Here is a 22,519-nt window from a genome sequence, read left to right as displayed (position 1 = left end):
TTTATAATTTATTATATCCTTTATTACTGATTGTCGTGTTTCGCGTATCAAAAATAGCTTTTGCATATTCTGAAATCATTTCATAATTAAATCCACTATGATTCGTTGCAATAACAGTCAAATCAGCGTTTTCAAGTAACTGTTCAGTTAACTCTTTCGTTGCATAAAATGAATTATCTAATCTAAATTCTTTCACATGTGGATCAACAGCAATCCAGTCGGCACCAAATTCTGTAAGTTTATTTAAGATAGGCAGTACAGGCGATTCACGATAGTCATCGATGTCTTTTTTATATGCCACACCAAGCACAAGAATCTTCGCACCTTTTAATGCTTTCCCTTGCTCGTTCAAAATCTCCATACATCGCTGCACGACAAAGTCCGGCATACTGTCGTTAATTTCACCGGCTGTTTCGATCAGTTTTGTATGGTAGTTGTATTCACGTGCTTTCCATGTGAGATACCACGGATCAATCGGAATGCAGTGGCCGCCGAGTCCTGGACCAGGATAAAACGGCATGAATCCGTATGGCTTTGTTGCTGCTGCGTCGATCACTTCCCAGACGTCGATCCCCATTTTGTTGCATAGAATCGCCATTTCATTGGCAAGGGCGATGTTGATATTGCGGAATGTGTTTTCAAGCAGTTTTTCCATTTCGGCGACAGCCGGGCTGGATACTTCATGAACGTCTCCTTCTAATACAGAGCGGTACATTGTTGCCGCAACTTTGGTACAGGCAGATGTCATACCGCCGACAACCTTTGGTGTATTCTTCGTATTGAAGTCTTTGTTTCCTGGATCAACCCGCTCTGGTGAATACGCAAGAAAGAAATCTTTCCCGCAGGTAAGTCCTGCTTCTTCAAGAATTGGCTTTATAAGTTCTTCTGTTGTGCCAGGATATGTTGTACTTTCTAATACAACAAGAGTGCCTTTAGTAAAGTTTTCAGCGATGGCTTTCGCAGAGCTTTCCACATACTTCATGTTCGGCTGCTTGTAAATGTCAAGTGGTGTTGGCACACAGATCGCCAGTGCATCTACTTCTTTAATGAATGAATAATCAGAAGTGGCTTTTAGCTTGCCGCTTTGAACGAGTTCTTCTAGATCAGCCGGAATGACATCTCCAATGTAGTTTTCACCGTTGTTCACTTTATTTACTTTCTCTTCCTGAACATCAAATCCAATAACGTTGTAACCGGCTTTTGCTTTTTCTACAGCAAGCGGAAGGCCTACATAGCCGAGACCGACAACACCAATTGTCGCTGTTTTCTTTTCAAGTTTTTGAATGAGTTCTTCAGCAAGACTGTTTAATTTCACTTCCATTGTCATACTGTTGCTCCTTTATCTAAACGAATCGATTTATTTTGTTCTGCAGATTCATAGAATGCGAGAACTAGCTCGAGAGATTTTTTTCCATCGTATCCTGTTACAGCCGGTTTTCTATTTAGCTTAATCGCTTCGATCATGTCTCGAATGATTTGTTGATGCCCCGGTGTTCCCCAAGGATCTGCTATTACTTTTTCTTTTAATATAACGGTTTCTTCTTCGCTCATTCCTTCTATCTGCAAATGCTCGAAGAAAAGTGCATTTGAGCCACCGATTTTTACCGTTCCTTTTTCACCAAAAATCGTAATCGATTCTTCATAGTTTTTCGGGTAAACAGTCGTGGATGCCTGAACGTTTGCAAGTGCACCTGATTCAAAGCGTATGACGCCAGTAGACACATCTTCTGCTTCGATGTCTCGTAATCTGGTTGCTTCCATACTGAACACTTCTTGCGCGTCTCCCATAAACAAAAGGAGAAGATCAAGGTTATGGATCGCTTGATTCATTAACACACCGCCATCGTGCTGTTTCGTACCACGCCACGGTGCCTGATCGTAATATTCCTGACCGCGGTTCCAGTTAACAATGCAGTTTGCGTGACTAATTTTCCCGAGTGCCCCACTATCCAGTATATTACGAAGCTCTTGAACGACCGGACGGAAACGGTTGGGATGAACAACAGCCAGCTTCACGCTATTCGTTTCTGCCGCTGTAATAATTCGGTTTGTTTCTTCTATTGTCATCGCAATTGGTTTTTCCAGTACAATATGTTTGTTGGCCGCTGCTACCTGTTCAGCAATAGCTGCATGCAGTCCGCTCGGTGTGCAAATGCAGACAATATCAATTGAATCATCTTGTAACAAGTCTGTAAGTTCTGTGTAAGCTATGGCACCATATTCATCTACATATGGTGCCATAGCTGCTTCTATTTTATCGCACACAGCGGCAAGTTTTGCACCTTCAATATTTTCAATCGCTGTTGCATGCTTCTTCGCTATAAACCCACAGCCTACGATGGCAAAATTCATTTTTATTTTCCTTCTTTCTTTAAGAACTGATCGACTGCTTCATAACTGCTTTTAGATTTTCTTTTGTATTGGCGATTTCAATCAATTGCCCTTTCATTACCGGTATTTCCTTTTCCAAAAGACTATCCACAAATTTCCAAAGAATTTCCCCCTCAACGACACCCGCTTTTCCGATGTGAATTTTTGGAAATATTTGTTCTGGATGTATTTCATTTTTGTTTAAAAGCTCTTCATACATTTTCTCACCGGGGCGCAATCCGGAAAATTTGATTTCGATTTCATCTTCGGTGTAACCGGAGAGATGAATCAAGTTTCGAGCGAGATCTACAATTTTAACCGGTTCGCCCATGTCTAAGACAAAGATCTCACCGCCTCTTGCCAGTGTGCTGGACTGGATTACAAGCCGGGATGCTTCCGGAATCGTCATAAAGTATCGCGTCATGTCTTTGTGAGTTACCGTAACTGGACCGCCTGCTTCAATCTGCTTTTTGAAAAGCGGGATAACCGAGCCGCGTGAGCCAAGTACGTTGCCGAATCGTACCGCTGTGAAGGTTGTATTCGATTCACGATCCAGCTGCTGGATGACCATTTCAGCAACGCGCTTTGTGGCTCCCATAATATTGGTTGGGTTGACCGCTTTATCAGTCGATACAAGTACAAACCGTTTTACACCAGAGGCTGCTGAAGCTTCAGCGGTGTTTTTTGTACCGAAAATATTATTTTTGACTGCTTCTTTCGGGTTGTATTCCATTAATGGAACATGTTTATGGGCCGCAGCATGATAGACAACGTCCGGGCGGTGTTTATCCATTATGGAAAACATCCTTGCCCGGTCTTGAACGTCTGCAATAACGGGAATAATCTCAATTAAACCTTGATGCCGGTTTCGCATTTCCATATCAATCTGATAAATACTGTTTTCACCATGTCCAACAAGAATTATTGTTTTTGGCTGAAATGCACTGATCTGTCGGCAAATCTCGGAACCAATCGATCCACCTGCTCCTGTAACTAGTACAGTACGTCCTGTGATTGTTTCAGAGATGGAATCAAGATCAAGATCAATTGGTTCACGTCCTAGCAAATCTTCTACAGCAACGTCCCTCAGCTGACTGACAGCCAGCTTCCCTGTCATGATGTCTTCAATAAGTGGCATAATCTGCACTTTTGATTCTGTTTTGGCACATTGTTCATATATATGTTTTATCTGATGCTGTTTTAAAGATGGAATGGCGATAATGATATTTTCAATGTCATGCTTTTCAACTAGAGCTGGAATGTCCGCTGTTTTTCCTTCGACATTTAAACCATGAATTTGCAGGCGAAGTTTTCTCGGATCATCATCAACGAATACAATTGGTTCGAGACCCGTTTCCCTCGACAGCAGCTGTTTAGCAACAACTGATCCCCCTTGTCCTGCACCGACAATTAAGGTGCGCTTCAGTCCACTGTGTTTTTTTAATAAGTAGCGTTCTTTGTACATTCTCCAGGAAAAGCGCGAGCCGCCAATCATTAAAATATGAAGCATCCATGTAATGAGCAATACACGCATATAAATATCATCAAACGTTAACAGCTGGACGATTGATGTTGCTCCCACTGAAAATGTGACTGCTTTAGCAATGGCAATCAATTCTCGTACACTCGCGTATTCCCACGCTTTATGGTACAGCTTATAAATCGCCGCAAAGATGTGGTGGCTTGCTAAAAGAGCCACTGAACTAAGAAGCAATGTGCTCGGCGCGTATATGTTCATATATGGGTGCAAAATAAAATAACCGATGTAAATTGAAAATAAAACGATTGCCGAATCAAGGCCGATTAAAAAAGAAATTCTTCGTTGATACGTCATATCGTTGTCACCTCTTTCTGAATTTAGAGATAAACCGTATAAAAAAACATCAAAACGTGCTGTGCACAGTACGCTTTGATGTTTTTTTATACTGGAGCATCTAGCATCTACCCCACCCTCACACCGCAGGATTGACGACAGGCGTCTAAGATCTACATCATCCACCGTGTAGCCGAATGCCTCCATAGTATGAGGAGACTTTACCGATCTTTCGACATTTCGACATTTCTCTACAATTATATCATTTATGTTATAGAAATAAACGCTAATACAACAGTTTTACAAATAATCTAACAATTTTTTGTAATAAAAAAAGCGAGCCATTTTTGACTCACTTCTTTTATTATGATGTTGATGATAATGGTTTTGAATTTTTCCAGTAGTGGCGTAAGAACACAAGACCTATGCCAAGCATCAATCCTACTACCAATGCAATTGCCATGTTAAGAATTGGCTTTGGAGAAATCGAATAATCATTTTCAATCGGTGCCGAAATCGTTAATACTTTATTGTCTACACGAAAGATTTCTGAAAATGCGCTCAGCTGGCGTTCCAAATTCGTATAATTGCGGTACACACCTGCTGTTGTTTTCACTTCGTTGCTCAATTCATTCAGAGAAATCAAACTTTCTTCCGAAATATCACTCATTCCTCTTAAACTTTCCTGATCCAAATTAATCATGTATTGATTATTATAGGAAATAACAGCATCCAGTAAGAGAGAATTTGGCAGATTAAGAGTTTCTGCCTGCTGACGATACTGTTTCAGAAGTGTTTCAAGGTTCTGCTTTTCTGCTTCCGCTTGAGTAGCATAATGTTCAATGTCTTCATTTATACGACCTTGAATTTCCGTTAACAGCGAGTCTTGCATCGTAATTAAGATTGCATCGAGCATTTTTTTTGATTCAGCAGCTGTTTTCCCTTTAAAGGTTAACGAAACGAGGTTCGTATTCGCTGTATTTTCTACGGTAAGATTGCTTTGAACGCCATCGACTGTATAATGCTTCAATCCACTTTTTCCAATCGCTTGTTCAATAACTTGTGGAGATTTCACTCGTTCAGTGTACGCTAAAGGTGTAATTACCTCATTATAGTACGCATCCGTTTCGGCTGGAGCTTTCCCTGGAACAAGGCCATTGTTGACTGATACTGTAGCCGTTGATGAATAAACCGGATCGATAATTAGAAAGCTAGCGATTGCGGCTATAAAAACAGCCGTTGCCGTGATGGCCGCAATTAACCATTTTCCTTTTAACACAATTGTTATTAATTCTCGCAACTCAATTGTCTCTTCCATTCACGTTCTCCTTATAAAGTAATGACAACATTACGCCAGCAATCGTAAACAGCGGCGCCGCAGTACCTGGCAACGTGTCGTTAAACATTGCTTGAATTAAAAAGGCAATCCAAGCGATGCCAAGTGCCACTGTCAAGCTCCGTGTTCGGTTAAAATGAAGAACCGATTGTAATGATTTCCATACAGTGATCGCAGCAATTCCTAGCAGGCCAATGATACCGATAATTCCCATTCCAAATAAAACTCCCATATACATGCTATGCGGCTTATCCACAATAACAGTTTCGCTTCCTAAACCTGCTCTCGAATCAATATTATTATGCGGAAAATGATACAGTAACGTATCAAGACCATACCCTAAAATCGGCCGGTCTTTTACTATTTCAAGGGTTTTCCCCCAAATATATGAACGACCTGAGCCTGATGAAACTCCTGATTCTGGTAGTTCAGGCAATGAAAACGCCTTATCTTCTGCATATACACGATTGTCGAATATATTCAAATTTGGGCTTGTTTCATTATTAGCAACCGGTTGCAGGTTAATGTATGGATTTGTCGAAATAAAAAAGCCGATTGACTCAGTCCAAACTCTTTCGTTTTTTGAAGCAATCATATGCAAAATCGGTGCAGACAAAAGATAAAAGGCGGCCAGCATGATAAGAGCCATTTTTTTATTTTTTGATTTCCATGCCAGCGTGACTAGTAACGGTGTAATCAAAAGAACGGTCAAAAATCCACTTGTTGAAATTGACATAAGCATAATAGCCGTCGATAACAGTGCAGCAATAAAATGAGCTGCTTTTATACTCTTACTTGATTCTACAATAGCCGCAGCTAGAAAAAGAACCGTCATGACCGCAAACATTCCACTCATATAGTTCCATTGGTTTAACGTTCCAAGTAAAACAGACCCTTCACTAAGTGATGCACCTTCTGGTAAAAAGATAGTCATTATTTTCTCAACTGGGCCATATGTCAATGCATCGTTTCCTGTGAAACTCATGGTTATTAACACAAGGTTGATTATGACAAAAGGATAAAAAGCATATAAAATATACTGTACTGCTTTTTTCGGGTAATCAATGTTCATCGCAATAAACATAAGTGTAATGTAACACATATACGAAAGGGCCCCATCAGTACGATTATACTGACCTAGCATGGCAATTGTTTTATATGGCGCGAAAATTGTCGATAATATAATCGCCATAACAAAAATCAAAAAGAACCATAAGATCGGGCGTTTTGGCAAACTATAATTTAAAAAGAAAAGTTTGTATAAAAATAAAACAACAGCAGACACTGTTAAAATCATTAACATTACAAACTTATAAAAAGTGAAAAGTTCCCCCTTCATCCCAGTCGAAAACAAATCTTGAGCGGCAATCAGTGGACTGACCACTTCCGACACATGGCCGCCTACAATCAGCGGTACGAAAGCTATAGCTGCCAGGAGGAGATAAAAAATTCGATTATCAATTCTTTTTCTTGCGGCAAGATCTTCTTCTGGATCACGGTATATTTGTTCTTTTTGATAAAATGAATCCTTCATTTAACGATATCTCTCCTTATGAACTTTTCGATACTTCAGCAAGAAGTAAATTTACTTTTTCTTGATAGTCAGGAATCCCAGAAGGTGCAGCAAGCTTCTGGCATTGCTCCAATACGATTTTTGCTTCTTTGTGTTTACCCGTAATAGAAAGTACTTCTCCAAACTGCAGCATAAATTCTGCATCTTCTATTTTATATGGATTTAGATCGACTACTTCTTGATATTTCGTAACCGCCTCTTCTACTTCTCCAGTATTTACGAGAGCCATTCCCAGATATTGCTTAATAGGTACCGAGTCTTGTTGTTCAGCCTCTACTTGTTTCAGTAGCGGAACTGCTTGTTTAAAATCCCCTTGCTGCATCAACGATATTGCATTTTGATATGTATTAAATTCTTGCACGTATTTTTCTTCTTCTTTCTTTCCTGCAATATTTACATAAATGAAGCCAATAACTACAGTTAAAATTAGAACAGCCACAATGTAGCGCATAGCAGTATCCGTTAATTTCATAGATGTAATCTACCTTCCTGACCATTTTTAAAATACTTATTTACATTATAATTGTAGGAATAGTAAAAGTCATGAGATGTTTTAATTAATAGAATAAATAATAAAATTTATATAAAAAAGCAGTAAAATTTACAACAATAACTGTGGTAGAAAAAGACCAGGAAGTTCATCCTTTCAACTTCTCTTACACCTATAATTAAATACTTAAAAAGTAGTCAAACCCATATTACGTTGATAAAAATAAATGAAAGAAAAAAGAAAAGACAGAGAGCAATATACTCTCTGTCTTTTTAAAAAATCTAAAGATTAAAATCTATATAATTATTGTTGAACCGTTACAGTAATACCTTTACTTACTGTATTAGAAGCAGCATCTTTAACGTCGATTGTATCAAGAGCTTTAAGTGACAAACCTTTCTCAAGGTCTGCAGCAGTTACATTAGCTTCCAATGTTACAACGAGTGTGTTAGCTCCAGTTAGTTGTGTAGCAACTACAGTTGAATCATTTGCTTCAACTTTCACACCACCGATAAGAAGTTCAAAGTCATTAGCATTAGCATCAGCATTTGTTACATCTTCTGAGAAAGTAAGAGTAACTTTATTTGTAGCTGTTAATTTAGCTGCAGTTATAGTAGGAACAACATTCTCAGCAAGTGATACAGTACTTGTGTATGGTGCCATCACTTTAGTAGAACCCTTAGCTTTTACGTTAGTGATTTCGATGTTGCGAGTACCAGTAAAAGTGTTTGAATTAGCTTTCAAGTTAAGAATTGCAACTTGAGTAGTTGAACCTGTTGTAGTAGTTGCTGGTAGTAATGATACTGATTCAACAACTGCTCCATCGACTTTGTAGTTAGCAACGTTAGTAGCAGAAGCTCCATCTACCTCTTGGTCAAAAGTAACAGCAACTTTATTGTTGTCAGTACCTTGAGCAACATTTGAAACAGCTACTACTGCAGTGCTGGCAGGAGTTCCATCTTCACCACGTGTAAATGTTGCTTTAGTGCCTTCAACAGCTACACCAGCTTCACTTTTTACGTTGTCAAATGCCAAGTCTAATGTGTAAGCAGCGTCTTTCACATCAAACGTAGTTCCTAGGAATGTATCTAATTCGACACGAATTACCTTTTTGTTAGTAGCTGATTTGAAGGTAACAGGTGTTGCATTTAGATCAGCAGTTCCAATAGCAGTCGTTACGAAATCTTTTACATATGAACCCACACCGTCAACAGTTGGAGTTGGAGTTGATCCAAGAACAACGTCTTTATCAAAAGTTACTTCAAGATATTCTTTTCTATTTGTATCGTCAACTACTACTTGACTTCCAACAATTTTTGGTGCCGCAGTATCTTTAACAAATTTAACAACGCGGCTAGTATTTGTTCCAGCTTCACCACTTAAATCAGTGAAAGATTCAATTGCTACAGTTGTTGCACCATCAAGAACTGCTGGCGCAGTAACAATGTATTGTGTTGTGTCATTTGTATCTTGTACAACACTAGCAGCATCAACTGTTGTACCATTTACTTTCACAACAGGTTTAGCTAGAATTTGCTCAGAAAACTTAACAGCAAATTTAGTAGCGCCTACTTGAGTGATAGATGATACTGTAGGAGCAACTCCATCAGCAGCACCTCTAACGAAAGATACATTTGCTGGATTTGGTGTTAATAAGTTTCCAGCTTGATCTTGAGCTCCAATAAATGTTGCAACGATTTCTTTATTAGCAGTTACTGAAGCCGGGTCCATTGTAAACACTGCTTCACTATCACCAGAGTTAGCAATGCCGCCAGTAACTCCACTTACAGTAGTACCATCAGCATATTTAAACGTAACTGAAGAGAAAGCTTTCATCGGTTCAGAGAACTTAACTTTCACTTGAGCTGCAGAGATTCTTTCCGTACCCAAGATTGTTGGAGCAGTTTTATCAGCAGCAATAGTAATCATTTCTTCATATTTAGCAACATCTTTAGCATCTGTAGTTTTTACGCCGTCAACAACAACATCATAACGTTTTGAAAGTACGTTTTGTGAAGTTACTGTTAAAGTTTTGCCGTCCGCGCTAAGTTTACCAGTCAATGTTCCTGCTGGCTGCCCATCTATTGAAGAAAGAGATACAGTGTTTGCTTTGAATGCACCATCTTTTTCATTAGTAAACAATGAAGCTGGGTTAACTGCTACGTTGAATTTAACTTCAACTTGTGTAGCGCTAATTCCACTAACTTTTACAACTGCTGGAGTTGCAGGAGTGTTTGTTTCAACACGGTGTAAGAAGATCGAGAAATCACCGCGAGTGATCGCTTCATTTGTACCAAAAGATGAAGGTGTCTTACCAGATGTGATTTTGTTGTCTACAAGTGCAGCAACAGCTGATGCGTAACGACTAGACACGTCAGTGAATTTAAGGTTATTCACATCACCAGTAAGTTTGTATGCGCGCTGAACGATGATTGCCATTTCACCACGAGTAATGTTTTGGTAAGCACCAAAAGATGTTTCTGTTTTACCGTTTAGGATGCCTGCTGCTTTAAGCGCATCAACGTATAATTTTGCACGTTCTGGAACGTCAGTGAAACCTGAATCAGGAGCACCTGCAATTTCGATATTCAATGCTTGAGCGATCATAACCGCTGCATCAACACGAGTAATTGTCTCATAAGTGCCGAATGTTGTTTCTGTTTTACCTTTTGCAATACCTTCGTTTACAAGGTAGTCAACAGCTGTTTTGTATTGTGGCGGTACATCCGAGAATGTTGCTGCTCCTTTAGTAGGTGCTGCCAATGCAGGTGTAACTGCAGATGCTACAAGTGTAGCTGTTGCTGCTGTAGCAACGAATTTACGATAAGACTTTGGTTGGTAAGCCATGTAGTAGTTCCTCCCGTTTTGTAAAGTGTCTTGAAAATATTTATGAAATCGGTCAGCGGAGCTGCCCGTTCCTTACAATATAATGTTCGAGTCTCGGCCTGTTTTTTCCCACGAATGAAGCATTATGTAAGACAGTGAGAATTTTACAGAATGACTCAAGTAATATTCTATCAAACAAGGGCTTTTTTTCAACCATTATTTATATATTTCCACAAATTATTAAAAACGTAATGTTTGTAATAAAAATGATAATATATTTAAATTACGTTGAGCAAATGAAGCCTTTGTTCCATAGCTAATTCATTATATACCATATGCTAGCTATAATTAAAGGTTTTTCCTAATAAAATTTGTCATATTTGTTTATAAACAAAATTTTTAAGATTACTTTCTGTTCCTTATGACAGCAATGATATTTTGAATCTATTAATATATCGGTGTCTTTGTTACAATGTTTAGTGCTTTTGTGAAATTTTTTTATATACGCTACTTCGCTTAGACTTTAACCAGTTTATTCAGTGAGCATCAATCTATTCGTAAATGATTAACACTTTTTGTATCAAGTGGTAAAAACTAAACAGAGCAACCGCACTTCGATTAATTTCAGCCAAATAATAACAAAAAATCGCGTCCCGGTTATCGGGACGCGATTTTTTTGTACACTTCTTTCGTTGTCTGGTGAAGCTGGTCTAATGAAAAGTTGCTAGATGCGTGTTCGTACAGTTTTTCCCCCATTCCTTTTACATCGGCCTGCATCGCTTCCTTAATTGCAGCGGCAAGCGCAGATGCATCGCCGGCCGGGATGATCCAGCCCGTCTCTTCCGGCGTGATAAGCTCCCCTACCCCGCCGACATCGGTTGAGATGAGCGGGATGCGTTCGTTTGCTGCTTCAAGCAGCGCGAGCGGAAAGCTTTCGCTGTATGAGGCGAGGAGTGCAACATCGGATGCGGCGTAAATGCCGGCAACATCTTTCCGGAAGCCTAAAAAGTGAACGTACTCACTTAAGTCCTTCGCTTTTTCACGGAGTTCATCTTCAATTGGACCGTCTCCGATTAATAGCACATGAGGTTTGACTTCACTTTGACGGAGCGCTTCAAATACGATTTCATGTCCTTTAATCGGATGAAGCCGGGCCACCATGGCAATGACAAAGGCTTGTTCGGGAACCGGGAGCGGAACGGCCGCAGCCGGTTCTTCCGTGAAGTGGACGCCGTTGTACACCGTCTGCACCTTCTCTGGGCGTATGCCAAGTGATACTAAATTTTGCTTAAAGCGGTCGGATACAGCGAAATAATGATCCATTTGCCGGATCGCGTACAAGCTCAATTTCGTGAAAATCGTTCCTTTTACCCCGCCTTTTACGAAATCGAGCGCCGGGTCGCTATGAACGGTCGTCACCCAGCGGATGCCGGTTTTTTTCTTCATATATATACCGAACAGGTTGGCGCGGGGGCCATGTGTATGCAAAATATCAAACTGTTCCGCTTGAATGAAAGCAGCAAGTCTCTTCAAGACGGACAGATCATAGCGTGATGTTTGGGCGAACAGCTCGGTGCGGATGCCGGCTGCGCGCGCCTCTTCGGCGAGGGCGCCTTCCTGGAACACAGCGAGCGTTACTTCTGATGGCTCAAATTGTTCAAGCAGCGTGATGACGTGCTTGCGCGAGCCGCCTGTTTCTCCGCCGCTGATAACGTGAAGCACCTTCATTTACGGTCCCCCCGTGATGTCATGACGGCAACGAGAAATTTCGGCAAAGCCATCTGGCGTTTAATGCGCTTCGGTTCTTTCATGAGCCTATACAGCCATTCCAGTCCTGCTTTCCGATACATTTCCGGGGCACGCTGTACGTTTCCGGAATAGACATCAAAGCTGCCTCCGACTCCCTGGAATACTTTCACGTCAGGCAGTTTCGGCATGTTTTCACGGATCCACAGCTCCTGGCGGGGGCTGCCGAGCGCAACAAAAATGATTTTCGCGCCGGACTGGCGAATTTTGTCGAGCAGTACGTCCTGATCCTTTACGTAGCCATTTTCGTATCCGGCTACGTGAAGTCCTGTGATTTTGGCTTCTAAGTTTTCTTTTGCTTTTTTCACCGTTTCTTCTTTCGCACCATAGAAGAATACGCCGAGGTTTTCGGCTGCTGCCATCTCCAAAATGCGCCCCATCATATCAACGCCGGTTACACGTTCCGTCAGCTCGCCTTTTTTTAGCTTGGAGGCGATAATCATGCCGACACCGTCCGCAATCTGGTAGGTTGAGTTGTTAATTAACTCTTTTACAAGCGGATCGCGCTGTGCCGTCATCACTTTTTCCGGGTTCACGGCAATGACCGTAGACTGCTCCCCTGCCTGGATGCGCGTTTTCATGTCATTGATGATTTGATCATACGTGAGCGGCGATACCGACACACCTAAATATTGTTCTTTTTTCACCGTTGCTCTCACCTTTGTTCTCTTTAAGATAATCCGCGGAGGTCGCCGATTTTGTGCACAGTCAGGCCGTTTGTGTTTTGCAGTCCTGTGCAGTTTTTCGTATCAAATACGACTGGACGCGCCATTTTCGACACGAGTGTATGTTGATCGAGCTGTTTAAATTCGTTATGGTCCGCAAGTATGACAATTAAATGTGCGTCTGCGACCGCTTCTTCAAAAGAAGACAGCGGGAAAGACACTTGTTCGTCACGGACGTGCGGGTCATGAACGCGCACATTAAAGCGCGGGTTCTCGATCATTTTTTCAACGATTTCAATCGCCGGGCTTTCACGGACGTCGTCGATGTTTCCTTTATACGTTAAACCGAACAGCGCCACAGTGGGTCTTTCAATGTCGCCTGTCATGCGGACGATTTGATCAACGACGTAATCCGGCATCGAGTTATTGATGTCACGTGACATTTTAATGATCTGCGCTTCTGCCGGTGCTTTTTCTACGATAAAATAAGGATCAACCGCGAGGCAGTGTCCGCCAACACCAGGTCCTGGCTGATGCAGGTTCACGCGTGGATGGCGGTTCGCCAGTTCAATGACTTTATGCGCGTCGACGCCAAGTACACCGCAAATTTTCGACAATTCGTTTGCAAGCGCGATGTTCACGTCGCGGAATGTATTTTCCATCAGCTTCGACATTTCGGCCGTCACCGCTTCCGTCACTAAAATATCTCCTGTTACAACTCGGCGGTAAACATCCGCTGCTTTTTCAGCCGCTTCAGGGGTCAATCCGCCGACGATACGGGCATTTTCGACAAGCTCAATCAAAATTCGCCCTGGCAGTACGCGTTCCGGGCAGTGGGCAAGATGAATATCTTTTTCCGGATCGAAGCCTGCTTCTTTGAAAATCGGTGCGACGACATCATCAATTGTGCGCGGCGGGATGGTCGATTCAACAATGACTACATCGCCTTTTTTCACGTGCGGCACAATTTTTTCAACAGCGCTCACGACGTAATCCACGTTTGCTGTATGGTCCGCGTGTACCGGTGTCGGAACCGCAACGATAAATGCATCCGCTGCTTCCGGCTCCAGCGAGGCGCGCAATTTGCCGGATTCCACCGCTTCTTTTACGACTTCCGGCAGTCCGTTTTCTTCTATTATGATTTCACCTTTATTTAACAGCTCGATTACTTTTTTGTTTACATCCACTCCGACTACATCATAGCCGGCGCGTGCAAAAACGGCCGCAGTTGGCAGTCCGATATATCCTAATCCAATAATACAAATTTTTTGCATCTCTAAGGACCCTCTCTTTTCTTTCGATAGCTTTCCATAGTATAACAAATTCGATTTGAATACGCCACGTTTCGATGATAAAATGAGGGTTAGTTTTGAAATACAAGCTAGGAGGATAACCCGCTTGAAAGTAGTAATTTCAGGTTTTTATGGACTTGGCAATACCGGGGATGAAGCCATCCTTGAGTCGATTGTCGATAATTTACGGTCAGAAGTTCCAAATATTGATATAACTGTGTTTTCCCTGTCGCCTGAACAGACGGCTCGCGAACACAATGTGAAAACAGTGTACCGCGCATGGCGGCGTGAAAACAAAGAAAAAATTAAAGCGCTCCGGAATGCGGATGTGTTAATCTCCGGCGGCGGCGGTCTGCTTCAGGATACATATCCGACAAAATTTTTATTCGGTCCGCTTCCCTACTATTTAATTATCTCCATGCTCGCCAAAGTGTGCGGCGCCCGCGTCATGTTCTTCTCGCAAGGCATTGGTCCGGTCACCTCTACATGGGGCAAATTTTTAATGAGACGTTTCGCGAACAAGGCGGATTTCATTACCGTTCGTGACCAATATTCGAAGGACTATTTGGAAAATCTCAAGGTGACTCGCCCTGAAACGGTTGTGACGGCTGATATCGTGTTTGCTTTTCAGAAAAAACATGATGATGCGTGTATGCAAAGTTTAAATTTGACCGGCGGAGAAAAGCTTCTTGCTGTGTCCGTCCGCCCTTGGTTTGAGCACAATGATTATGAAGATAAACTGGCATCCGCTCTTGATGAGCTGATTGAGAAAGATGACGTCACGCCTGTATTTGTTCCAATGGAAGGCCATCACGACGTGGACGCGTCAAAACGTGTTCTCGCGAAGATGGAAAATGCGGAAGCTTGTCATTTGCTGGCAGGCGATTTTACGCCGAATCAGTATTTGAATTTTATCGGAGCGTGTGACGTGACAGTCGGTCTTCGTTTGCACTCGTTAATTTTCTCTGCGCTGACAGGAGTGCCGCATATCGGGATCAGCTACGATAAAAAGGTCGAAAGTTTGTTGAAGCGGAGCGGGATGTGGGAGTATTCGTTCCGTCTGGAAGAGCTCGACCGGGACAAGCTGGTTCAACATACGCGGGATGTGTTGATGAACCGGGATGCGTTAAGTGAGAAAGTTGCTGAAAACGCGGCGGTTATGCGTAAAGACGCGCTTGAAAATATTGAATTGCTGAAAAAGCATTTCATGTAGGAGGTTGTCGGAATGAAAATTTTGCTTGCAACGGTGTACCATTATCCGCATACGGGCGGTCTGTCTGTGCACGTGGCGACACTGAAAGCCGGACTTGAAGCGCGCGGACATGAAGTGGATATTTTGTCGTTTACCGACATTCCCGAATTCCAACAAAAAGCGGCGGTGCGCGGACCGGGCTTTTTAATGAATAAAGTGTCAAAAGGAAAAGGATTTGTGTTCGGCTTGAAGCAGCGGAAAAAAATGCTTCAGAAGCTGATGGAAGCGCAAAAAGAAAAGAATTACGATATTGTAAACGCGCAGGAAGTGTATGCGACATTTGCAGCGCTTGATGCGGGGCTGCCTGTCGTGTCTACGGTTCACGGCTACTTGACGTATGAAGCATTGTCAGCCGGGAATATTTTAAAAGGCAGTGCGGAAGAGCAATTCCTGCTGCAGCAGGAAATTGAAGCATACCGGAAAACACGTGCGATTATTACGGTTGATACGCGCATTAAAAACTACGTGAAAAAAGAAGCCGGCATTGATGGCACAGCGATTCGTAATTTTATTAATGTAGATGATTTTAAACCAGATGCAGAAAATAAAGCGGCATATCGTGAAAAGCACGGTGTTCCAGCTGATGCACCCGTCTTCTTTGTACCCCGCCGTTTGACAAAGAAAAACGGCGTCATTTACCCGATTTTGTCCCTGCCGGCGGTTCTTGAAAAATATCCGAACGCCAAATTGATTTATGCTGGAACTGGCGAAGCGATGGATGAAATGAAAAAATTGATAGCAGAACGCGGCATTGCGGAAAATGTAGAGTTGTTGGGCGCGATTCCGCATAACGTCATTAAAGAATATTATGCTCTGGCGGATGTTGTGTTAGTGCCTAGTGTATATTCTGAAGGCGTAGAAGAAGCAACTTCGATTTCCGCTTTAGAAGCAATGGGATCAGGCTCTCCATTAATCGCCTGCGCGGTTGGTGGATTAAAAGAAATCGTGGAACACGGTGTTGATGGATTGCTCGTGGAAGAGAAAAATGTCGAGCAATTATCTGAAGCAATGATCGATTTATTGGACAATCCAGAAAAAGGCGCTCAGTTTGCAGCCGCTGCCCGGAAGAAAATTGAAGACGAGTACTCCCATTTAGCAGCAGCTGAAAAGTATGAGTCTATTTATAAAGCTTCCCTTTAAGGGAGCTTTTTTTTTGGCCGGAATATTTAGCGTTGGGCCGGATTATTTCCGTTTGGGCCGGTTTCTGCCGTGTGATGGCCGGAAAAAACTTTTTCCGGCCCTGGTGAACATTTTTCCGGCCTATTTTTTTAAAATCCGGCCGGCAAGACTGCGTTTTCGGCCCACTTTTTTATTTTCCGGCTCATTCCCATTTCCACTCTTCCGGAAGAATGTATACTCTCCCTTTTGTCTCTCCTGCTTTATCCACCGCCCACTTTCTGAGCAATTTTTTCACAGTGGATGCCGATTCGATTCCGGTGAATTCTCTTATTTGCCGATTGACCGCTCGTACGCCAAACAATCGGACGTAGTCTTTTAATGCAGGCAAGTGGGGATCTTTTAACACAGCCCTGCATTCGGAGCAAATCCATTTTCTTTTCACTCGTTTAACGGACCACATTTTGCATTGAGGACATTGAATACCATGCTTAAGCTGATCTGGACGAATTTGAAATAAGGTTGTCACATCGGGATCATATGGTCTGTGATAAGATTGGAATTTATTAGCTAGCAAATGGACTTCTTTTTCGGTTAGGATTGGCGTTTTTTGATGATGGAGCTCGTCCACTTTTGCAGGAATTTCTTGAACATACATAATGATGGATTGGTCAGGGGAATCTGGAGGAATCATTTCCATGCGGACATTTGAATGGGTAAGGGCGACAAGAGGAATGATGGGAACCGGCTTATCCAGCCAATGTTCAAGCCCTCTTTTGTGCCGATGCACTTGCGTAATTGGATCTTCAAACATTTTCTGTCCGCGGATCAGCTGTCTCGTATTTCGGTCAAAAATGAGATGGCCGGTAAAATGTTTCGCATCAATAACGATTAGCAGGGAACGGGTAATGACTATCGTATCGATCTGAAAGTGGGCGAAGCCATTTGGAAACGGAAGGCGGATATCATGGAGAATACGGACCGGGCCATTGATTTCTGATAAATAATATAAAAGCTTCCTTTCTCCCTCAAATCCAGCTGCACAGCGGGCTATTTCCTCTTTCACTTCTCTGGAAGGCTTTTTCAAGCGGCGGTCCAATGACTCCAATTTGGCGAATAAAATGGATTTTTTCAATTCATTTTCTCCTTTCTTCAGGATCAACTGAATTATACAAAAAATTCCTTGAAAATGAAATAAACCGGCCGGAATATTTCATTTTGGGCCGGATTCCACAGCTAATTGGCCGAAAAAAATTTTTTCCGGCCCTGAGTCACATTTTTCCGGCCTTCACCTCAAAAATCCGGCCTACAGGACATCGAATCCGGCCATAACCTAAACAAAACCCCCCGCATGCGGCGGGGGGTTTTAGCGAATTATTTCATCCATTCAGTATGGAATGTACCTTCTTTATCAATGCGTTTGTACGTATGTGCACCGAAGTAGTCGCGCTGTGCTTGAATCAAGTTCGCAGGCAGTGTTTCTGTTCGGTAGCTGTCGAAGTATACAATCGCGCTTGAGAATGATGGCACCGGAATACCACGTTCTACAGCCATTGTTACAACACGGCGGAGAGCCGATTGATAGTTTTGCACGATGCCTTGGAAATACTCGTCAAGAAGCAGGTTCGCCAATTTCGGATCGCGGTCGAATGCCTCTTTAATTTTTTGAAGGAACTGCGCACGGATAATGCAGCCGCCGCGGAAAATCATCGCGATGTCGCCGTAGCGGAGATCCCATCCGTATTCTTCAGATGCAGCTTTCATTTGTGCGAATCCTTGTGCGTATGAACAGATTTTGCTCATGTAAAGCGCCTGGCGGACCGCTTCAATCATTTCTTTTTTGTCGCCTTCAAACGGCTTCACTTCAGGACCTGTCAATTGCTTGCTTGCTTGTACACGCTCGTCTTTCAATGCGGAAATGAAGCGGGCAAATACAGATTCCGTAATGATGGAAAGCGGCACACCAAGGTCAAGCGCATTTTGGCTCGTCCATTTGCCTGTTCCTTTTTGGCCGGCAGCATCCAAGATCACGTCGACCAAAGGCTTGCCTGTTTCATCATCTTGCTTTTTGAAAATATCGGCCGTAATTTCGATTAAGTAGCTGTCGAGTTCGCCTTTATTCCATTCTGCAAATACTTCATGAAGCTCGTCAGTAGACAATCCGAGCATATGCTTCATGATGAAGTATGCTTCTGAAATTAACTGCATGTCGCCGTACTCGATGCCGTTGTGCACCATTTTTACGTAATGGCCGGCACCATCTGGACCGATGTACGTTGTGCATGCTTCACCGTCCACTTTAGCAGCGATCGCTTCAAAAATCGGGCGGACTAGTTCAAATGCTTCGCGCTGGCCGCCTGGCATAATGGAAGGCCCTTTCAATGCCCCTTCTTCCCCGCCGGATACACCCGTACCGACGAAATGAAGGCCAAGACCGGCAAGTTCCTTATTGCGGCGAACCGTATCCTCGAAGAATGTGTTTCCTCCGTCGATTAAAATGTCGCCTTTATCAAGATGTGGCTTTAATGCATCGATTGTTGCATCTGTCGCAGCACCCGCTTTGACCATTAGCAAAATTTTGCGCGGTTTTTCAAGTGAGTTTACGAATTCTTCTACACTGTACGTGCCTTTGAAATTTTTCCCTTTTGCTTCTTCCTGCAAAAATGAAGTCGTTTTATCGGCCGAACGGTTGTATACAGAAACGGAATAGCCTCTGCTTTCGATGTTAAGCGCAAGGTTTTTGCCCATTACGGCAAGACCGACAACGCCAATTTGTTGAGTTGACATATAGATGTTCCTTCCTTTCTTTGTTCCCCTTAATAAAGCATTATATCGGAACTTATTTTGATTTTAAATACTGTTCTTTACTTTCAATTAATTTTTGAAGAATAGGACTCGGTTTTCCGCCTATTGATTTCCATTTCTTTTCGTGAGCTTTTAAATCATTAAGCGTTAGCCGTTCATAGTCATTCCCATCAAATGTACCGTCACGGTTAATCTGATACCAGAGATCTCCGTTTGGTCTGATCCAGTCCGTTCCGATTGATTCTATTCCGGCACGTATATCCGTTGCAGCGTGTAAATATTTTTTCTCTTTCGTTTGATTGTACACATCTATGAACATATTCGCTTCACCGAGCGCGTGGTTCAATGACGCATGAATGTACTGCCGCCCTTGCTGCGGGGAATAATAATCAGCTGGCAAATAGCCTTTATCTGCATGGATCACGTTTTCAATACTGATTAAATTCAACAAATAGTCGCTGTATTCAGGCAGTGTGGCTTCCAATTGTGACACACCGAACTCTCTGCCCAGCCTATTTAAATTCAGCACAATTAATTCATTATAACGCGTGTCAACGTACGGTGCCGTAATGTCATACTTTTGTTTAAGCCAGTTGCTCGTATATTCCGTTTTCCAGACCGTATCTGATTTAGCCTCACGGTATGCCCATAAGTTCGCGGCAGTTTGCACCGTCAAATTATAAAAGTACCGGTCTTTATATTTAAAATACCGGTCTAGCGCCTCTTTTTCCATCATAATGCCCAGCAAGCGGCCATACCCGTCTTTCGTAAAAGGTTCAATCGACCATGGGAGTTTTTTTAACGAGCCATCGACTGTAAACCAGTTGTTGACTTCTTTATAGTTCGTCTGCTGAAAGGTAATCCATTCGTTTAAGTGATCCGTATCATGAAATAAAGGTTCCCTGGCGAGTAAAAACCATTGCTCTGTTATTTCATCACGTTCGGCTGTCATCGTAAATTCAATGCCTTTTTTTGAATGACGGAGTGTATTTTTTTCCGACACCAGTTCGCGCAGCATGCTTTCCCTGCCGCTTCCGTATAATTTATTTCGTTCACGCGATGTGAATGTGTGGCTCATGACCACTTCATTCACAAATTCATGGTCGTTTGTATAGCGGAACAACCCAGCAGGCGGCTTTGTTTTATCGGCGCCGATGACGTCGTCGTGTTCTCGTTTTGGAATATTTTTCGTCCAATCGACGAAATAATAATCATTAGCAGATGGAATTTCTAGTGTGCCTGTTAAAGTGCCTTTGCCTTTCAGCTGCAGCATGACAAATTGGTCGCCATTTTTAATGTCACGGACTTTCACTGTTACTTTTGCATTCCCGCCGGTTTTGTAATGATAGTCCGTATCTTGATACATCGCATCTAGTCCCTCTGGGTTCGATTCTTTTTTAGCGTGCAGCGTTTCTGACTCTAGAACAAGAGACCGGTCTCCGATTTTGATTTCATGTGATTCGCTGACCGGCTCCGCTTCCTCATTCATTCCGCATCCGGCAAGAATCAGCACCATGAGGATAAACATTTTTTTCACGACAGGCTGCTCCGGTTTCGCTTCACGATGCTGAGTAATTTACGGAATCCCTCTTTATAGAAGAAAAACAAGCCGGCGATGTATAGAAGAACACCGATTGGCACTAAAATAGCGAGCTGCCACAAGGAATACAAGTCTTCGAAAAATGGACGAATAAAATAAAGCGGAATTGCCATAAAGGCCGTTACAATGGCCGTGCGTATGAGGAGGCCAATCAAACGGGCCGGCTCGGATTTATCAAAATCTTTATAGACGAATATGGTGCACGCTGTTAAATAGTACAGCGATACGAGTGAGCTGGTAAGAGCGAGACCCGGGTAGCCGAGCGGACCGACGAAAAGCCAGTTTAGCAGGGCATTGAGGGCAATCGTAAACACACTGACCCGGAAGACAATTTTCGTTTTTCCCTGGGCATACATCGCTTTTGCAACGATATACTGCATCCCCTGCGTCACAATGATCGGCAAGTAAAAAACGAGCGCAATATATGTGTTATGTGTATCTTCTGATGTGAATTTTCCCCGCTCGTAAATAAACGAGAGCGCCTGCTCCCCAACAACGTAAAGACCGGCCGCAATCGGGGCTAGCGTCAATAATGAAATTTGCATGCCGCTGAAAAATGTATTTTGAAATCTTTTTCGATCATCGACTTGTTCCGACAAAAGCGTAAAAATAATAACTGCAATGGTCGTCGCATATATCGTATGCGGAATGGATGACAGGAGCTGCGCATAATTTAAATACGATACCGGACCTTCTCCTATTCCTGATGCAAAGGCTTTATTGACGAATACATTAATCTGCCCGACGACTGAGCTGAGCAATGCCGGGGCCAGCAGTGTGATAAACGACTGCTGAAACTCTTTATCGACCGACAGAACCGGCTGCCACCGGTAATTTTTTTTAAACAAGTAAAAAAATTGAACGAGTATGCCGAGAATCGTTCCAGCGATGAAACCATAGGCGAGACTGGCAATACCCCACTGCTCCGAAAATAGAAGAGCAAATGAGACACCGACGATCGTTTGAAGCAATTTGGCAATTTGGGATGGGACAAAAATGCGTCTTCCCTGTAAATAAGAATCCAAAATGCTAGTCAACGCGATGAATGACATAAAAGCGAAGAAAAACCGGGTGATCGACACAGCCGTTTCTTCTGTCGCCTGCGTCATACTTCCATAAATAATCGGCACGAACAACGGTGCGAGAAAATAGCCAATAATCGAAATCCCGATAAACAAAAGGAATGTCATATTCATGATGCCATTCGCACTGCGGTCTGTCTGCTCTGGACTTTCTTTTCGTTTTTTTACGTACATAGGTAAAAACACATTGTTGAAACCGCCTGCGATCATGGCGATGACTAGTGTAATAAATGAAAACGCAAGCAAGTAGGCATCTGTGTCACTGCTGACGCCAAATTCATAGGCAATAATACTTTCGCGCACAAAGCCCGATAATTTGACCACAAGTGCCAGGAGCCCAAGCCAAAGCGCTGTTTTTTTCAATGACATAGTTGATGTACACCCCGATATCTATAAAATTCCTATTTATTTTACCTTATTTCAATTCATCAAGCGAGGGACGGATGAAATGGCGCATGTTAATACAAAAGTGGTGTTCATGCTATCCATGGGC

Annotated in this window: 16 protein-coding genes; 2 read left to right on the top strand and 14 right to left on the bottom strand. The window is 42.6% G+C overall.

Going from position 1 to position 22,519, the window contains the following annotated elements; genetic code table 11:
• Position 1: 1 nt before the first annotated feature.
• The 10 genes from BTO28_RS11340 to BTO28_RS11280 all read right to left on the bottom strand — a co-directional run bounded on the left by BTO28_RS11340 (position 2) and on the right by BTO28_RS11280 (position 14,153).
• Entirely contained in the window at positions 2 to 1,321 is a 1,320-nt protein-coding gene (locus tag BTO28_RS11340; RefSeq protein ID WP_076766499.1) for a nucleotide sugar dehydrogenase, read from the bottom strand.
• 2 nt (positions 1,322 to 1,323) lie between these two features.
• Entirely contained in the window at positions 1,324 to 2,352 is a 1,029-nt protein-coding gene (locus BTO28_RS11335) for a Gfo/Idh/MocA family protein (RefSeq protein WP_076766309.1), read from the bottom strand.
• Positions 2,353 to 2,371: 19 nt separating this feature from the next.
• On the bottom strand, positions 2,372 to 4,204 hold the full coding sequence (locus BTO28_RS11330; RefSeq protein WP_076766307.1) for a polysaccharide biosynthesis protein: 1,833 nt from the start codon (positions 4,202 to 4,204) through the stop codon (positions 2,372 to 2,374).
• A gap of 343 nt (positions 4,205 to 4,547) precedes the next feature.
• The gene (locus tag BTO28_RS11325) at positions 4,548 to 5,501 is read right to left on the bottom strand and encodes a Wzz/FepE/Etk N-terminal domain-containing protein (RefSeq protein WP_076766305.1); all 954 of its coding nucleotides are present in this window, start codon (positions 5,499 to 5,501) and stop codon (positions 4,548 to 4,550) included.
• Positions 5,485 to 7,053, bottom strand: coding sequence for an O-antigen ligase family protein (locus BTO28_RS11320; RefSeq protein ID WP_076766303.1), 1,569 nt, complete (start codon positions 7,051 to 7,053; stop codon positions 5,485 to 5,487). The genes BTO28_RS11325 and BTO28_RS11320 overlap by 17 nt, the downstream gene beginning before the upstream one ends.
• Before the next feature lie 16 nt (positions 7,054 to 7,069).
• The gene (locus tag BTO28_RS11315) at positions 7,070 to 7,564 is read right to left on the bottom strand and encodes a tetratricopeptide repeat protein (RefSeq protein WP_076766301.1); all 495 of its coding nucleotides are present in this window, start codon (positions 7,562 to 7,564) and stop codon (positions 7,070 to 7,072) included.
• Positions 7,565 to 7,885: 321 nt separating this feature from the next.
• Positions 7,886 to 10,429 (bottom strand): S-layer homology domain-containing protein, encoded by a 2,544-nt coding sequence (locus BTO28_RS11310; protein ID WP_083711508.1) that lies wholly within the window; start codon positions 10,427 to 10,429, stop codon positions 7,886 to 7,888.
• Positions 10,430 to 11,065: 636 nt separating this feature from the next.
• Positions 11,066 to 12,136 carry a glycosyltransferase family 4 protein gene (locus BTO28_RS11290; RefSeq protein ID WP_076766299.1) on the bottom strand — a complete coding sequence of 357 codons (1,071 nt, stop codon included), beginning with the start codon at positions 12,134 to 12,136 and terminating at the stop codon, positions 11,066 to 11,068.
• The gene (locus BTO28_RS11285) at positions 12,133 to 12,861 is read right to left on the bottom strand and encodes a WecB/TagA/CpsF family glycosyltransferase (protein WP_076766297.1); all 729 of its coding nucleotides are present in this window, start codon (positions 12,859 to 12,861) and stop codon (positions 12,133 to 12,135) included. Before BTO28_RS11285 ends, BTO28_RS11290 begins: the two co-directional genes overlap by 4 nt.
• Positions 12,862 to 12,884: 23 nt before the next feature.
• Positions 12,885 to 14,153 carry a nucleotide sugar dehydrogenase gene (locus tag BTO28_RS11280; protein WP_076766295.1) on the bottom strand — a complete coding sequence of 423 codons (1,269 nt, stop codon included), beginning with the start codon at positions 14,151 to 14,153 and terminating at the stop codon, positions 12,885 to 12,887.
• A 124-nt stretch (positions 14,154 to 14,277) separates the two neighbouring features.
• Here BTO28_RS11280 and csaB point away from each other — a divergent pair, with 124 nt between their 5' ends.
• The gene (csaB, locus tag BTO28_RS11275) at positions 14,278 to 15,384 is read left to right on the top strand and encodes a polysaccharide pyruvyl transferase CsaB (protein ID WP_076766293.1); all 1,107 of its coding nucleotides are present in this window, start codon (positions 14,278 to 14,280) and stop codon (positions 15,382 to 15,384) included.
• 12 nt (positions 15,385 to 15,396) lie between these two features.
• Positions 15,397 to 16,563, top strand: a complete 1,167-nt coding sequence (locus BTO28_RS11270) for a glycosyltransferase family 4 protein (protein ID WP_076766291.1) — start codon at positions 15,397 to 15,399, stop codon at positions 16,561 to 16,563.
• Between the two features lie 181 nt (positions 16,564 to 16,744).
• Here BTO28_RS11270 and BTO28_RS11265 read toward each other — a convergent pair whose 3' ends face one another.
• The 4 genes from BTO28_RS11265 to murJ all read right to left on the bottom strand — a co-directional run bounded on the left by BTO28_RS11265 (position 16,745) and on the right by murJ (position 22,395).
• On the bottom strand, positions 16,745 to 17,674 hold the full coding sequence (locus BTO28_RS11265; protein WP_076766289.1) for a nuclease-related domain-containing protein: 930 nt from the start codon (positions 17,672 to 17,674) through the stop codon (positions 16,745 to 16,747).
• Between the two features lie 239 nt (positions 17,675 to 17,913).
• Positions 17,914 to 19,326, bottom strand: coding sequence for an NADP-dependent phosphogluconate dehydrogenase (gene gndA, locus BTO28_RS11255; RefSeq protein WP_076766285.1), 1,413 nt, complete (start codon positions 19,324 to 19,326; stop codon positions 17,914 to 17,916).
• 52 nt (positions 19,327 to 19,378) lie between these two features.
• On the bottom strand, positions 19,379 to 20,881 hold the full coding sequence (locus BTO28_RS11250) for a hypothetical protein (protein WP_076766283.1): 1,503 nt from the start codon (positions 20,879 to 20,881) through the stop codon (positions 19,379 to 19,381).
• A complete protein-coding gene (murJ, locus tag BTO28_RS11245; RefSeq protein ID WP_076766281.1) occupies positions 20,878 to 22,395 on the bottom strand; it encodes a murein biosynthesis integral membrane protein MurJ in 1,518 nt (505 codons plus the stop codon). The genes BTO28_RS11250 and murJ overlap by 4 nt, the downstream gene beginning before the upstream one ends.
• Positions 22,396 to 22,519 lie beyond the last annotated feature (124 nt).

The sequence above is a fragment of the Domibacillus epiphyticus genome (assembly GCF_001975785.1).
GTDB classification, from domain to species: domain Bacteria; phylum Bacillota; class Bacilli; order Bacillales; family Domibacillaceae; genus Domibacillus; species Domibacillus epiphyticus.
The sequence above is the reverse complement of the archived record's forward strand: the minus strand, read 5'-3'. Positions and strand labels throughout refer to the sequence as shown.

Bases quoted from the DNA above. Each gene is read 5' to 3' on its own strand.
- BTO28_RS11340 (WP_076766499.1), bottom strand. From the start codon at position 1,321: ATGGAAGTGAAATTAAACAGTCTTGCTGAAGAACTCATTCAAAAACTT.
- BTO28_RS11335 (WP_076766309.1), bottom strand. From the start codon at position 2,352: ATGAATTTTGCCATCGTAGGCTGTGGGTTTATAGCGAAGAAGCATGCA.
- BTO28_RS11330 (WP_076766307.1), bottom strand. From the start codon at position 4,204: ATGACGTATCAACGAAGAATTTCTTTTTTAATCGGCCTTGATTCGGCA.
- BTO28_RS11325 (WP_076766305.1), bottom strand. From the start codon at position 5,501: ATGGAAGAGACAATTGAGTTGCGAGAATTAATAACAATTGTGTTAAAA.
- BTO28_RS11320 (WP_076766303.1), bottom strand. From the start codon at position 7,053: ATGAAGGATTCATTTTATCAAAAAGAACAAATATACCGTGATCCAGAA.
- BTO28_RS11315 (WP_076766301.1), bottom strand. From the start codon at position 7,564: ATGAAATTAACGGATACTGCTATGCGCTACATTGTGGCTGTTCTAATT.
- BTO28_RS11310 (WP_083711508.1), bottom strand. From the start codon at position 10,429: ATGGCTTACCAACCAAAGTCTTATCGTAAATTCGTTGCTACAGCAGCA.
- BTO28_RS11290 (WP_076766299.1), bottom strand. From the start codon at position 12,136: ATGAAGGTGCTTCACGTTATCAGCGGCGGAGAAACAGGCGGCTCGCGC.
- BTO28_RS11280 (WP_076766295.1), bottom strand. From the start codon at position 14,153: ATGCAAAAAATTTGTATTATTGGATTAGGATATATCGGACTGCCAACT.
- BTO28_RS11270 (WP_076766291.1), top strand. From the start codon at position 15,397: ATGAAAATTTTGCTTGCAACGGTGTACCATTATCCGCATACGGGCGGT.
- gndA (WP_076766285.1), bottom strand. From the start codon at position 19,326: ATGTCAACTCAACAAATTGGCGTTGTCGGTCTTGCCGTAATGGGCAAA.
- murJ (WP_076766281.1), bottom strand. From the start codon at position 22,395: ATGTCATTGAAAAAAACAGCGCTTTGGCTTGGGCTCCTGGCACTTGTG.